The sequence below is a fragment of the Streptomyces sp. LUP47B genome (assembly GCF_001746295.1).
Taxonomy (GTDB): Bacteria; Actinomycetota; Actinomycetes; order Streptomycetales; family Streptomycetaceae; genus Streptomyces.
Map to the genome: position 1 here is coordinate 185519 of NZ_MJAH01000003.1, position 13942 is coordinate 199460.

Below are 13942 nucleotides of genomic sequence, written 5' to 3' on the forward strand. Positions count from 1 at the left end.
GAGCCTGGTGGGCATAGGGAAGGGACACCATTCATGACTCGCATCGCCATCAACGGATTCGGCCGCATCGGACGCAATGTGCTGCGCGCGCTCCTCGAACGGGACAGCGCCCTGGAGGTCGTCGCCGTCAACGACCTCACCGAGCCCGCCACTCTCGCGAGGCTGCTCGCCTACGACAGCACGGCCGGCCGACTCGGCCGTCCGGTGACCGTCGACGGCAACACCTTGGTCGTCGACGGCCGTCGCATCACCGTGCTCGCCGAGCGTGAACCGGCGCAACTGCCGTGGGCCGAGCTCGGCGTCGACATGGTGCTGGAGGCCACCGGGCGGTTCACCTCGGCCAAGGCCGCCCGCGCCCACCTCGACGCGGGCGCGAAGAAGGTCCTCGTCAGCGCGCCCTCGGACGGCGCCGACGTCACGCTGGCCTACGGGGTCAACACCGACGCCTACGACCCGGACGTGCACACGATCGTCTCCAACGCCTCGTGCACGACCAACGCGCTCGCACCGCTCGCCCATGTGCTCGACGAGCTCGCCGGCATCGAGCACGGCTTCATGACGACCGTGCACGCCTACACCCAGGAGCAGAACCTCCAGGACGGCCCGCACCGCGACGCCCGTCGCGCCCGCGCCGCCGGCGTCAACATCGTGCCCACGACGACCGGCGCAGCCAAGGCGATCGGACTCGTGCTGCCCAACCTGGACGGCAAGCTGTCCGGCGACTCGATCCGCGTCCCGGTCCCTGTCGGCTCCATCGTCGAGCTGAACACGACCGTCTCGCGTGACGTGACCCGCGAGGACGTACTGGCGGCCTACCGCTCCGCCGCCGAGGGGCCCCTCGCGGGCGTCCTCGAGTACTCGGAGGACCCGCTCGTCTCCTCGGACATCACGGGCAACCCCGCCTCGTCGATCTTCGATTCGGCTCTGACCCGCGTCGAGGGCCGCCATGTGAAGGTCGTCGCCTGGTACGACAACGAGTGGGGTTTCTCGAACCGCGTGATCGACACGCTGGAGCTCCTGGCCAACGGCTGACCGGGACCCGGACACGGACAGCCGCGCGTGACCGTCTTGGCCGGTGATGATCCTGGATGACAGGATCATCACCGGTCGAGTAGATGACATCGGCGTCGACGGGAGTCCGCATGGCCGCGATCCGTGACATCGAGGTCGTCGTCTTCGACGTCCTCGGCACCCTCGTCGACGAACCGAGCGGGCTTCGAGCGGGGATCCGTGAAGCGGTGCCCGGGTCCGACGAGGCGCAGGTCGACGAACTGCTCGCGCTGTGGCAGCGGTACGGCGAACGAGAGCAGCAACGTATCGGCCAGGGCGACCGTGCGTACGCCAGCACCTCCGTCATCGACGCAGAAGCCGCTCAACTGATCGCCGCCCGGGCCGGGTTCGCCGATCCGTCGACCGTGGCCCGGCTGGCCACGGCGGGGCGGCGCCTGCCTCCCTGGGACGATTCTCCGGCCGGTCTCGAGCAGCTGTCCCGGCACTTCCCCGTGCTCGGGCTCTCCAACGCCGCACACACCGCGCTGCTCCGGCTCAACGCCCATGCCGGACTCCGCTGGCACCAGGCCCTGTCCGCCGAAACCGTCCAGGCCTACAAGCCGGCCCCGGAGGTGTACCAACTCGCCCTGGACACCGCAGGATGCGCACCGGACCGCGTCCTCATGGTGGCCGCCCACGCCTGGGACCTGCGCGGAGCCCAGGCGAAGGGGATGCGGACCGCCTACGTCCACCGGCCCGTCGGGGACCCGCCGACGGACCGCGACGACTTCGACGAACGGTTCGACGGACTGGACCAACTGGTCAGCGCGCTGACGGACAGGTAGATCCCCGGCCGCCATTTGCCGGTGGCCGGAGGGAGGCGCGCTAGAGGAACGGCGTACCGGCGTCCAACCCGGACAACACCCGCCCGTACAGCTCCAGATTGGCGGCGGGGTTGACGAAGGAGTGCAGACTCAGGGCGTTGAGGTCCCGCACGGCACGCTGGACCGGCACCTCCAGACGCAGCGACGACGCCCCCGATGCGGAACCGATCAGATCCACGGCCTCCTTGCACAGCCGCGCCACATAGCCGGCCTGGGCGCGGATCCGAGCCCGTTCCTCCGGCGTGTACGGATTGCCGTCCGCGACCCGGGCGTCGATCAGTGAGACGAAGTCGGCGGTGAGCAGTTCGGCGCAGGAGATCTTCATCGCGGCCTCGGCGAACTGCAGATGCGTCACCGGGGCGGTGTGCTGCTGCTCGTAGACCGTGTAGGTGATGCCCCGTTGATGGATGCGCTCGCCGAACTCCGCGAGCGCCGCCCGGGCCGGACCGAGGGCACCGGCCGCTGTCCATGCACAGAACAGCAGGAGGACGGGCATGCCGTAGAAGGGGTCGGCGCCGTTGCGCCGCGAGGGGAAGGACCCGCCAAGCAACGGCCCCAGGGGCAGCACACGGTGGGCCGGCACATGGACGTCACGGGCGACGACGCTGTTGCTGCCGCTCCCGGCCAGACCTGAGACGTGCCAGTCGTCGAGCACGTCGAGGTCGGTCATCCGAACGGCCGTCCACAGCAGTTCCGGTGGGCCGCCCCCGGAGTCCGCGACAGCGGTCAGCAGGTGCCAGTGGGAGTCCTGGCAGCCGGTGGCGAACGGAGAGGTTCCGTCGACGACGTAACCGCCGTCCACCGGACGAGCCTTCGCCCTCGGTACGAGCGTGCCGCTGACCCGTATGCCGGGGCCGGTGAAGATCTCGTCCTGCGCCTCGTCCGGGAAGAGCGCCGCGATGAAGGCACACCCGGCCTGGATCAGCGCCATGAACCCCGTCGACCCGCACGCGGCGGAGACCTCGCTCAGTACGTCGACCTGCGTACGCACCGAGGCCTGGTAACCGCCGTACCGGTGAGGCACGTTCATGCGGAGGACCCCGGCGTCCGTGAGAGCCGTGACGACCTCGCCTGTCACCCGGCGTTCCTGTTCGGTGCGCAGGGCGTGCGAACGGATGAGGGGCTGAAGTTTCCGTACACGTTCGACGAGTTCGGCGTCCGAGTTCGGTGCGGATGAACCAGCCAAGGCAAGACCTCCGGGGCCCGTTGCGCAGGGAACCCTCACCGTGACGCCGAACCTGTGAGGTGTCAACGGCCCCTTCAGGCCGGGCTGACGAGCCATGGACGCAGGCGCCCACGCCCTGAACGACGCGGATACATCGGATGGGTCAAAGGGCTGGCCTAGGCCTGCTGACATGGAGCTCCGGAGTGAGCAGCCCCATGAATGTCCTGACTGTCATGTGGTTCGCATGGTGCTGAAGTCATTGACAGGTACACAAGGGCCTCTTAGGTTCCCCGATACACCCGATGTATCGAGGATCCGTCAGGTAGAGAGGACGACGATGACCTCACAGCCGGAGAGACACTCGCAGCCGGCCCGCAGGGCCGTACTCGGCACCGCGCTGGGCGGAGCCGCGGTGGCCGCGTTACCCGGTACGGCCCGCGCCGAAGAACCGATGTCTTCGGCAGGTGCCGCCGGAAGCCCCTGGAAACTCCGGGACACCATGACCACCGACGGCGCATGGTCCCGCTTCCTGCGCGACCAGGACCTGCTGTGGACCAAGCTGCCCACCCTCTGGTACGAGGGCCCCTTCCTCGGCGACGGCCAACTCGGCAGCATGATCTATCAGGAGCCCGGCGCCAACCGGATCCGCTTCACCGTCCAGCACGGCCGGGTCCAGGACCACCGCCCCGAGTTCGGCAGCGGCTGGGGAACCTGTCGTCTCCCCGTAGGCCACCTCACCCTCGAACCGGTCGGCACCATCACCGCCGTCGACTGGCGGCTGAGCCTGTGGAACGCCGAACTCACCGGCACGGTCACCACCACGGCCGGCACCCTCACCCTCGCCGCCCTCATCCACGACGAAGTCCTGGCCGTCCGGGTGAAGGCCGCCGGCGGTGAACGGGCCGGCTGGACCTTCCACCCCGAGGAGGCCATCAGCCCCCGCAAGATCAGCGAGGCTCCGCCCGCCGACTACACCGCCAACCCGCCCTGGACCACCCGCACCGCCACCGACGGCACCGAACAGGTCCTCCAGCCCCTCACCGGCGGCGGCCAGACCGCCACCGCCCACCGCCGCACCGGCGACGACCTGCTCCTCAGCGTCGGCCACAGCCACCCCTCCGGCACCGCAGCGGAGGCCGACTCGCTGCGCAACCTCCGCCGCGTGAAGTCGTACAGCGCGCTCAGGAGCCGCCACACCGACTGGTGGCACGAGTTCTACCGCAAGAGCTTCGTCTCGTTCCCCGACCAGCGGCTCCAGAGCTTCCACTGGATCCAGCTCTACAAGGTCGCCTCCGCGAGCCGCGCCGGCGGCCCCGTCATGGCCACCTCCGGACCCTGGCTGGAGCCCACGCCCTGGCCCGCGGTCTGGTGGAACCTCAACGTCCAACTGGAGTACTGGCTCATCCACGGCTTCAACCACCCGGAGCTCGACTCGCTGGCCACCACCCTGCGCCAGAACCAGGAACAGCTGAGCGCCAACGTGCCGGCCGCCTACCGCGCCGACAGCTCCGGCATCGGCCGCAGCTCCGACATGTTCGCCAACCGCGGCGTCGGCCGGCCCGGCACCGGCGCCGAGACCGGCGACCTCACCTGGGCCCTGCACAACGTGTGGCTGTCGTACCGGCACTCCATGGACAAGTCCCTGCTGCGCGACACGATCTACCCGGTGCTGCGCCGGGCCATCAACTACTACCTGCACTTCCTCACCCCGGGCAGCGACGGCAAGCTCCACCTGCCCAGCACCCTCTCGCCCGAATACCCCGTCGTACCGCCGCAGGACACCAACTACGACCTGGCCCTGATCCGCTGGGGCTGCCGGACCCTCCTCGACTCCGCCGAACTCCTCGGCATCGACGACGAGTTGGCCCCGCGCTGGCAGGAGGTGCTGGCCCGGCTCACGCCGTACCCGGTCGACGCGAACGGCTTCATGATCGGTGCCGACACCCCCTACGCCCAGTCCCACCGCCACTACTCGCACCTGCTGATGGTCTATCCCCTCTACCTCGTCAACTGGGACCAGCCCGAGAACCGCGACCTCATCACCAAGTCGCTGGTCCACTGGCACGCGCTGACCGGCGCCCACCGCGGCTACAGCTACACCGGCGCGGCCTCCATGTACGCGATGAGCGGCGACGGCGACACCGCGATCAGCTACCTCCGCAAGTTCTTCGACCCCACCACCCGTTACCCGTGCCGGCCCAACACCCACTACACGGAGTCCGGCCCGGTCATCGAGACCCCGCTGTCCGCCTCGCAGTCCCTGCACGACATGTTCTGCCAGAGCTGGGGCGGAGTGATCCGCGTCTTCCCGGCCGTCCCGACCGCCTGGGCGGACCTGACCCTGCACAACTTCCGCACCGAGGGCGCCTTCCTGGTCAGCGCCGTCCGCAAGGCGGGAACCACCCGCTTCATCAGGGTCAGGAGCCTGGCGGGCGAGCCCCTCAAGCTCCGGCACGGCCTCACCGGGCGCCTCACCGCGGTGCTGGACGACGGCACCGCGGCCCGTACCCGCGACCTCGGCGACGGCACCCTCGCCATCGACCTGCCCCGCGGCCGCGAGGTGCTCGTCCACACCGGCTCCCGCCCCGACCTGAGCATCGCGCCCGTCGCCGTCAGCGAGCCGGGACCGGCCTGGGGTCTGCCGTAAAGGCCACACAACTCGGAGGTATCCGATGGCAGTTCCGATCAGAACCGCGGTCACCGCACTCTGCGCCTCGCTGGCGGCCGCACTCCTCACCACGGCACCCGCACAGGCCGAACCGCACGACCAGTCCTGGTCCCTGTCCGCGGGAGCACACGCGCCGCGCGCGCAGGTCACCCTCGACGACGCCACGGGCACGCTGAGCCTCGCCGTGTCCCGGGACGGCCGTACGGTCATCGAGCCGTCACCCGTCGGCATCGTCACCGAACAGGCCGACCTGTCCAAGGACCTGCGCTTCCTGCACCGCAAGAGCCGTACGGTCCAGGAGCGCTACCGCACGAAGTCCGGCAAACGCCTGGACCGCCTCGTCCGCATGAACGAGACCCGTCTCTCCTTCGCCACGGCCGCGGGCGCCCGCCTCGACCTCGTCGTCCGCGCCTCCGCGGACGGCATCGCCTACCGCTATGCCCTGCCCGCGGGATCCGGTGACGTCCTCGGCGAGACGTCCGCCTTCAATCTCCCGGCGGACGCGAAGAGCTGGCTCGGCACCTACCGGGTGGACAACGAAGGCCAGTTCGCCCAGTACACGGCCGCGACCGCACCCACCGGTGACTACTCCGACCAGGCCCTGTTCGCGACCGACGGCGGCTACACCCTGCTCGCCGAGTCCGACCTCACCGGCGCCTACTCCGGTGCCCGGCTCGCCCACACCCAGGGCACCGGCACCTACCGCATCAAGCTCGCCGACGACCGGGTCCACACCGACGGCCCGCTCGCCACCCCCTGGCGGGCCATGGTCACCGGTGACCTCGCCACCGTCACCCGGTCCACCTTCACCGACGACCTCGCCCCCGCCTCCAAAGTCGCCGACCCCTCCTGGATCCGGCCCGGCACCGTGCTGTGGACCTGGCTCGCCGGCGGCCGCGAAGCCGGCCAGAGCCTGACGGCGCAGAAAGCCTTCGTCGACTACGCCGCAGAGCGGAACTGGCCCTACGAGGCCGTCGACGCGGGCTGGTACTTCAAGACCGACGAATGGGACACCACCGACCCGAACTGGCAGACCGACAGCTGGATGCCCGAGCTCGTCCGGTACGCCCGCGCCAAGGGCGTCGGCATCATCGTCTGGATCCACCAGCGCGACCTCGACACCCCCGAGGAACGCGCCCAGTGGCTGCCGACCCTGGAGAAGTGGGGTGTGAAGGGCGTCAAGATCGACTTCATGAACTCCGAGGCGCAGCCCATGCTCCAGTGGTACGACGCCATCCTCAAGGAGACCGCCACCCACCACCTCATGATCGACTTCCACGGCTCCACGATCCCCAAGGGCATCCAGCGCACCTGGCCGCAGGTCATGACCCTGGAGGGCGTCGGAGGCGAGGAGAAGCGCACCAACACCGCCGCGCATCTCACCACCCTGCCGTTCACGCGCAATGTCATCGGCTCCATGGACTTCACGCCCGGCGCCTTCCAGCGCGTCGGTCTGCGGCCCAACTCCGACGCGGCCGAGGTCGGCCTCACCGTCGCCTACGAGTCGGGGCTGCAGATGTTCGCGGGCACCCCGGAGTCGTACGATGCCCGGCCGCTCGCCCGTGCCTACTTCGACCAGGTCCCCGCGGCCTGGGACGACACCCGCCTCCTCGCCGGCGAACCCGGTCAGGAGGCCGTGCTGGCCCGCCGCAGCGGGGGGCGCTGGTTCCTGGGCGGCATCTACGCCGGTGCCGCCCGCACGGCCGCGGTGCCGCTGTCCCTCGGCCCGGGCCGATGGCTGGTGGAGACGATCCGGGACGGCGCCGACGGCCTCGTCCAGGACCGCCAGGTCCTGCGCGGCGGCGACACGCTGAGCGTCGACGTCGTGGCCAACGGCGGCTTCGCCGCGCTCGCCTGCCCGTGGCGGCCCGGCCTCACCACCTGCTACCGCTGAGCGCACTGTTGTTCAGAAGACGGATCCGATCAGCTGTGCCCGTGCTGATCGGATCCGCCTCTTTTCGGCCGGCGTCCTCGATAGGCTGACTCCGGAGGTGCCCAAGTGGCCGAAGGAGCAAGACAGTTGCCGGGTTCCGCCGAATCCACGACCGTCGTGGTGATCGGCGCGGGGCCGGCCGGGATGGCCGTCGCCACGCTGCTGCGGCACAGCGGCATCGACTGCGTCGTCCTGGAACGCCGCTCCCGCGACTACGTGGCGCAGCGCCAGCGGGCCGGCATCGTCGAAACACGCGCGGTCCGCATGTTCGACTCGTGGGGGCTGACGGACCGGGTCCTCGGCGGTGTCCCGTACGACGGCATCCTGGAGTTCCGGGTGGACGGCCGCAGCCATCCGGTGTCCGACAGCGACGGCTCCGACGGCCCTCCGGCCCGCCTGTGCCCTCAGCAGGTCCTTGTGCAGAAGCTCACCGCCACCTATCTCGAGGACGGCGGCGACCTGCGCTTCGAGGCCGCCGACGTCTCCCTGCACGACCTGACCGGCGACCGCCCGACCGTCCGCTACCGCACCGCCGACGGCACGCCCCGCACGATCACGTGCGACTTCGTCGCCGGCTGCGACGGCGACCACGGCGTCAGCCGTACGGCCGTCCCCGACGGCGCGCTGACCGCGTACGCCTTCGACCACGGCATCGGCTGGCTCACCGTCCTGGCCGAGGCCCCGCCCCCGGCCCACCCCCTTCTGGCCGTCAGCCGGGAGGGCTTCGCCGCGCACTTCCCGCGAGGGCCGCAGGCCAGCCGCTACTACCTCCAGTGCCCGCCCGACGACGACCCCGACGCCTGGCCCGAGGCCCGCGTCTGGGACGCCCTGCGCACCAGGCTCGGCGACCCCGGCCTCGTGTCCGGTCCGATCACCGACCGTGAGATCTTCCGGCTCCGCAGCCTCGTCCACGACCCCATGCGGTACGGCCGCCTCTTCCTGGTCGGCGACGCGGCGCACATCGTGTCACCCATGGGTGGCAAGGGCATGAACCTCGCCCTGTACGACGCCGATCTCCTCGCCCGGGCCGTGCGCGACTCCGTCCAGGGCGACGACACTGCCCTGCAGACCTATTCGGCGCGCTGTCTGCGCCGCGTCTGGAACGACCAGGAGTTCTCCCACTGGCTCACCCGGACCCTTCACGACGCGGGCGACGCCGAGCCCTTTCTGCGCAACCTCGCCCGCGCCCGTCTCGACCGCCTCTTCACCTCCCCGGCCGCCGCCGGTGCCTTCGCGGAACTCATGACGGGACTGGACCCGACCGGGGAGGCGGTGGCCCGGGAAGTCCCCGGCAACCTTTCCGCGCGCGGTGGCGACTGACGGTCGGAAGCACCCTCCGCCGGAGGCTCGCACGGATCACCGAAGGACGCACCAGTGGCATCTCGTTCGCATCGTTCCTCTTCGTCGGGCAGGCGACGCACGGCTCTCGTCTCGGCGGCCGTCGCCGTCGTCGTCGCGCTCGTGGCGGCCCTGTTCGTCACCTTCGGCCCCGACCACGAGACCGACGTCGCCGACCCGGCCGCGGCGACGGCCGTCGCCGGCACCAGCGGCACGCCCACCCCGACGACACAGGAGTCGAAGCCCGCCAAGGCATCACCTTCGGCGTCGGCCCGCACCAGCAGCCCGAAGGCCACCGCGAGCACCGCGTCGCCCAGGCCGTCGACGGCGCCGTCCTCGCCTCCGGCGCGGAAGGTGTCCGCTTCGGCACCGCTGACCGGACGGATCAAACCGGGCGTCACCTACGACGGGGTGGCCACCTTCTACGACGTGGGCAACGGCGACGGCGCCTGCCTGTACGGCCCCACCAGCGACGTCATGACCGCGGCGATGAACCACACCGACTATGAGACGTCCAGGGCGTGCGGGGCGTACATCCGCGTCCGGGCCGGGAGCGGCGCCTCCGTCACGGTCCGCATCACCAACGAGTGCCCCCTGCCCTGCGCGCCCGGCCAACTCGACCTCAGCCCCCAGGCGTTCGCGAAACTCGCCGCCCCCGTACAGGGCCGGATCCCGATCACCTGGAGCCTGCTGAGCCCCAGCACCTCCGACACGGTCTCCATCCGGTACAAGACCGGATCGAGCCGCTACTGGTGCGGTGTCCAGGCGATCGGCCACCGCAACCCGCTGGCCCGGCTGGAGGTCGAAACCGCCGCCGGCTGGAAGGAGTTGCCCCGCACGGACTACAACTACTTCCTGTCCGAGCAGGGCAGCGGCTGCGGTGGCGCGATCAGGATCACCGACATCTACGGCGAGCGACTGGAGATCGACGGTATCGGCGTCAAGCCGGACGTCGTGCAGCCGACCCGGGTCCAGTTCGCCCAGCACTGACCGTCAGTTCAAGATCGGGAAGGGTGCGCCCGGCACACGGCGGCGAACCGGCGCACAGTGGAAGCATGACCGCAGACGACAGGAACATTCTGGCCCGGGGCCGCGTGGCGACCAGGCTTCCCGCTCAGGACCTCGACCGGGCCCGGCGCTTCTACGCCGAGAAGCTGGGTCTCGAGCCCGTCGACGAACGCCCCGGTGGACTGCTGTACCGCTGCGGGGGCACGGACTTCGCCCTCTTCCGGTCGGCAGGGGCCTCGCCCGGCACCTTCACCCAGATGGGATGGGAGGTGGACGACATCGGGACCGTCGTCTCGCAGTTGCAGCAGCGTGGCGTGGTCTTCGAGGACGTCGACCTCCCCGGCTTCCGTACGAAGAACGGCATCGCCGACATCGACGGCAACTACCCGAGCAAGAACGCCCGAGGAGAACGCGCGGCCTGGTTCCGCGACAGCGAGGGCAACCTGCTGGGCATCGGTGAGCCGGTGCACTGATCTTGCAATTCCCCCCGCGTGTCGTGGTGCGGCAACGGATGTCACTGGCATGTCACAGCACGCCCGGGCCCCACAACTTGTTCCGGGCCCGTCGTGTCGAACCCTGCGTTGCACCAAGACCGGTCGGCCGGACCAGCCGACTGACGGGTCATCAACTTCCCACGGGGGGAACAGACATGAGCATCACCATGCGCACCAAGCGGCGTACCGCAGGCTCGGCCGCCGTCGCGGCGGCCTCCTTCCTGCTGCTGGCGGGAGCGGGCATCCTGGCCGCACCGACCGCCTTCGCGGGCGTCCCGGGCGGCACCGCCGCCGTCGACCGCAACAGCGACTTCAACGGCGACGGCTACAGCGACCTCCTCACCGGCGTCCCGGACGGCACGGTCGACGGCAAGGAGGGCGCCGGATACGTCACCGCGCAGTACGGCGCTCCCAACGGCATCGGCACCAACACCACCGTGCCCAAGGGCCGGGTCCAGCTTCTCAGCCAGTCGACCAAGGGCGTGCCCGGAACCTCCGAGACCGGGGACCACTTCGGACAGGCGGTCGCGACCGGCGACCTCGACGGCGACGGCTACGACGACGCGGTCATCGGCACGCCCGGCGAGGACGAGGGCACCGTCGAGGACGCGGGCCGGGTCACCGTCGTCTACGGATCCGCGAACGGCCTCGACACCGGGCGCACCGCGACCGTCGCCGCCGCCACGCCCGCCGAGGGCGCACGGTTCGGCCATTCGGTGGCCGCCGCCCGGTTCACCGGGGACATCGACGGCGACCAGCTCGTCGTCCTGGACCAGAAGGTGGGCCTGCACGTCTTCACGTACCACGCCGGCGTCCTGCGCCAGGTCGGCACCCCGCACTCCACAGGCCACACCCTCCAGTCCGCCTACCTGACCACCGGCGACTACGACAGCGACGGCTTCGCCGACCTCGTCGTCTCCGGCTACAGCCCCGACGACGACTACATCAAGGGCTGGTCGGCGCTCTACGCGGGCGGAGAGGAGGGCCTGAGCTACGGGCGCGACCTGCACGGCGGCCTGGGCACCGCCTCCGGCGACATCAACGGCGACGGCTACGACGACCTCGTCGTCGGCCAGCTCAGCGGCGTGGACGAGGCGGCCGGTGACGCGGAAGCGCCCGGCGGCCTGGTCGGCGTCTACTACGGCGGTGAGGAAGGGCCCGCCGGTGAGGAGGGCCCCGGCACCGCCCCGCAGTGGTGGTCGCAGAACTCCCCGGGCGTGCCCGGAGCGGGGGAGAAGGACGACTCCTGGGGCAACGAGCTCTCCGTCGCGGACGTCGACGGTGACGGTTTCGCCGACGTGGCGGTCGGCGCGCCCGGCGAGGACGCGGACGGCGAAGCCGGTGCCGGCGCGGTGTGGCTGCTGCGCGGCGCGCAGGCGGGCCTGACCGGCACCGGCGCCCAGCACTTCGACCAGAACACCCCGGGCATCCCCGGAGCCGCCGAGGCCGGTGACGGCTGGGGCGCCCAGGTGCGGCTGATCGACACCGACGGCGACGGCCGGGCCGAGCTGGTGGCCGCCGCGCCCGACGAGAACGCCGGCGACGGCGCGGTGTGGCTGCTGCCCGCGAGCGGTAACGGACTGCTCGCCGACGGTTCCCGTTCCTACGGCGCCGCCGCCCTCGGCGGCAGCGCCCACGGGGCCTACTTCGGCTCGGTGATCGACGAGTGAGCGCGGCGCGGCCGGTGGTCCCGGATCGTCACTGGGCGCTGCGCAGGGCGACCCAGGTGTCGTGCGCGACGACGCCGTCGGCGTTCAACCCCCGGTCGCTCTGGAAGGCCCGGACCGCGGTCTCCGTGCCCGACCCGAACTCACCGTCCACACCGGCGCTTCCGACGCTGTATCCACGCTCAGTCAGGATGCACTGCACCTGCTGTACGCGTTTGCCGCTGTCGCCGAGGCGGGTGCGTCCGTTGCCGCCGTAGTACGTGCACTCCGAGAGCCAGGGCGCGGTGTCGGTCCCGGCGGACGGGCTGTCGGCGGACGGCGTGGGGGAGAGCACGGTGGACGGAGTGTCACCTGGAGGCACTGCGTTGTCGTCCTGGTCGCCGGCGGAGCCCGAGGCCTCGGGCTCCGCCGAGGCGGTTCCCGGCTTGGTGTCGTGGTTCTCCGCCACGGCGCCGTCGACGTCCGGGCGGGTCAGTCCACTCGTACTCGGGGACACCGAACCGCTGGAAGCGTCGCGGGGGCCGGTGCCGTCCACCCTGGTGACACCGGCTTTCGGGGATGCGGACGCGGGAGGATCTTGACGGATGAGCAGTAAGGCCACGGCGGCCACGACGCAGATCGCGACGCCCGCGGCGGCGACCAATAACGCTGTCCTACGGCTCCGGGTCGGGACTTCCACCGGGCCCGGCTGTACGGGCGGGGGCACGGCCGCGGAGCTGTCGTCCTTCTCCGGTGCCCGCGCGTCGGGCGGAGCAGGCGCCGGCAACCGTTCGGACGGGGGCAGCAGCAGGTCGCCCGGGGACCGGAGACCGCTGATGCCTTCGACAGGCAGCCGGTGCAGCGCCTCGTACGCCCGCTGCCGGGCGAGTACCTTGCCGCCCAGCGGCTCCGGCCAGGTCGACAGCACGGGGCGTGACCGCCCGGCGTCGACCAGCTCCTGCGGAGTGGGCCGCCGCGCGGGCTCCTTGTCCAGGCAGGCGGTCAGCAGCGAACCGAGCTCCGCGTCCGCCTCCGCGATCTCACCGACCACCTCGGGGTTCGGGTCCTCGTACGCCACCCGGTGCATCACGTCGACCCCGGTGCCGTCACCGAACGGCGCACGCCCCGTTGCCGCGTAGACCAGCGTCCCGGCCAGCGAGAACACGTCCGACGCCGTGTCGGACCGGCCCTCTCTCAGATGCTCGGGCGACATGTAGGCGGGGGTCCCCACCCGGTTGCCCGTGCCGGTGATCGCGCTCGCGTCGGCGGCCTTGGAGATACCGAAGTCGATCACATGCGCGCCCCGGACGGACAGCAGCACGTTGGACGGCTTCAGGTCCCGGTGCACGATCTCCTCGACGGCGAGACCCGCGAGTGCCTGCCCCAGCTCTGCCACCAGCCGCCAGACCGCGGCCGCCTCCAGGGCGCCGTACGCCTTGACGGCTTCCGCCAGATCGAAGCCGGGCAGGTACTCCGTGGCCATCCACAGCAACTCGTCCTCGAAGCCCGTGCCGCACAGTCGGGGTGCGTGCGGTGTACGAAGGCGGGCGTGCACGGCTGCCTCGCGCTCGAACCGGCGCCGGAACCTCGGATCCTCCGCGTACTCCGGCCTGATCACCTTCACCGCGACCAGGCCCGGGCTGTCGTCCGCGGGACGCGCCAGATAGACCCGTCCCATCCCACCGCTGCCGAGCAGCGCGACCGGCGCATAGGGTCCGACGCGCCTCGGGTCACCGAGGCGCAGTGGTAAGGCACCGGTCTGCCGCAGTGCGGCAGCCGCGTCGTCCGCCGACGCCGGCCGCTGTCCCGACAAGAG

At 71.1% G+C, this 13942-nt stretch carries 10 protein-coding genes; 8 read left to right on the forward strand and 2 right to left on the reverse strand.

The features are described from left to right. Positions 1-33: 33 nt before the first annotated feature. The gene (gap, locus tag BFN33_RS11400; RefSeq protein ID WP_069759834.1) at positions 34-1032 is read left to right on the forward strand and encodes a type I glyceraldehyde-3-phosphate dehydrogenase; all 999 of its coding nucleotides are present in this window, start codon (positions 34-36) and stop codon (positions 1030-1032) included. A 110-nt stretch (positions 1033-1142) separates the two neighbouring features. Next, positions 1143-1835, forward strand: a complete 693-nt coding sequence (locus BFN33_RS11405) for a haloacid dehalogenase type II (RefSeq protein WP_069759835.1) — start codon at positions 1143-1145, stop codon at positions 1833-1835. A 40-nt stretch (positions 1836-1875) separates the two neighbouring features. Here BFN33_RS11405 and BFN33_RS11410 read toward each other — a convergent pair whose 3' ends face one another. Beyond that, on the reverse strand, positions 1876-3060 hold the full coding sequence (locus BFN33_RS11410) for an acyl-CoA dehydrogenase family protein (protein ID WP_069759836.1): 1185 nt from the start codon (positions 3058-3060) through the stop codon (positions 1876-1878). A gap of 316 nt (positions 3061-3376) precedes the next feature. On the opposite strand from BFN33_RS11410, the gene BFN33_RS11415 reads away from it, so the two are divergent. From BFN33_RS11415 to BFN33_RS11440, 6 genes are all read left to right on the forward strand, one after another. Next, positions 3377-5686 (forward strand): Tat pathway signal sequence domain protein, encoded by a 2310-nt coding sequence (locus BFN33_RS11415; RefSeq protein ID WP_069759837.1) that lies wholly within the window; start codon positions 3377-3379, stop codon positions 5684-5686. Positions 5687-5711: 25 nt separating this feature from the next. Next, positions 5712-7601 (forward strand): glycoside hydrolase family 97 protein, encoded by a 1890-nt coding sequence (locus BFN33_RS11420; protein ID WP_069759838.1) that lies wholly within the window; start codon positions 5712-5714, stop codon positions 7599-7601. A 105-nt stretch (positions 7602-7706) separates the two neighbouring features. Beyond that, the gene (locus BFN33_RS11425) at positions 7707-8960 is read left to right on the forward strand and encodes a 4-hydroxybenzoate 3-monooxygenase (protein ID WP_079140764.1); all 1254 of its coding nucleotides are present in this window, start codon (positions 7707-7709) and stop codon (positions 8958-8960) included. 54 nt (positions 8961-9014) lie between these two features. Further along, positions 9015-9968 (forward strand): expansin EXLX1 family cellulose-binding protein, encoded by a 954-nt coding sequence (locus BFN33_RS11430; RefSeq protein WP_069759839.1) that lies wholly within the window; start codon positions 9015-9017, stop codon positions 9966-9968. A gap of 65 nt (positions 9969-10033) precedes the next feature. Continuing rightward, positions 10034-10459 (forward strand): VOC family protein, encoded by a 426-nt coding sequence (locus BFN33_RS11435; RefSeq protein ID WP_069759840.1) that lies wholly within the window; start codon positions 10034-10036, stop codon positions 10457-10459. A gap of 176 nt (positions 10460-10635) precedes the next feature. Beyond that, positions 10636-12150 carry an FG-GAP and VCBS repeat-containing protein gene (locus BFN33_RS11440; RefSeq protein WP_176742364.1) on the forward strand — a complete coding sequence of 505 codons (1515 nt, stop codon included), beginning with the start codon at positions 10636-10638 and terminating at the stop codon, positions 12148-12150. 28 nt (positions 12151-12178) lie between these two features. Here BFN33_RS11440 and BFN33_RS11445 read toward each other — a convergent pair whose 3' ends face one another. Continuing rightward, positions 12179-13939 carry a serine/threonine-protein kinase gene (locus BFN33_RS11445; RefSeq protein WP_069759841.1) on the reverse strand — a complete coding sequence of 587 codons (1761 nt, stop codon included), beginning with the start codon at positions 13937-13939 and terminating at the stop codon, positions 12179-12181. Positions 13940-13942: the final 3 nt, after the last annotated feature.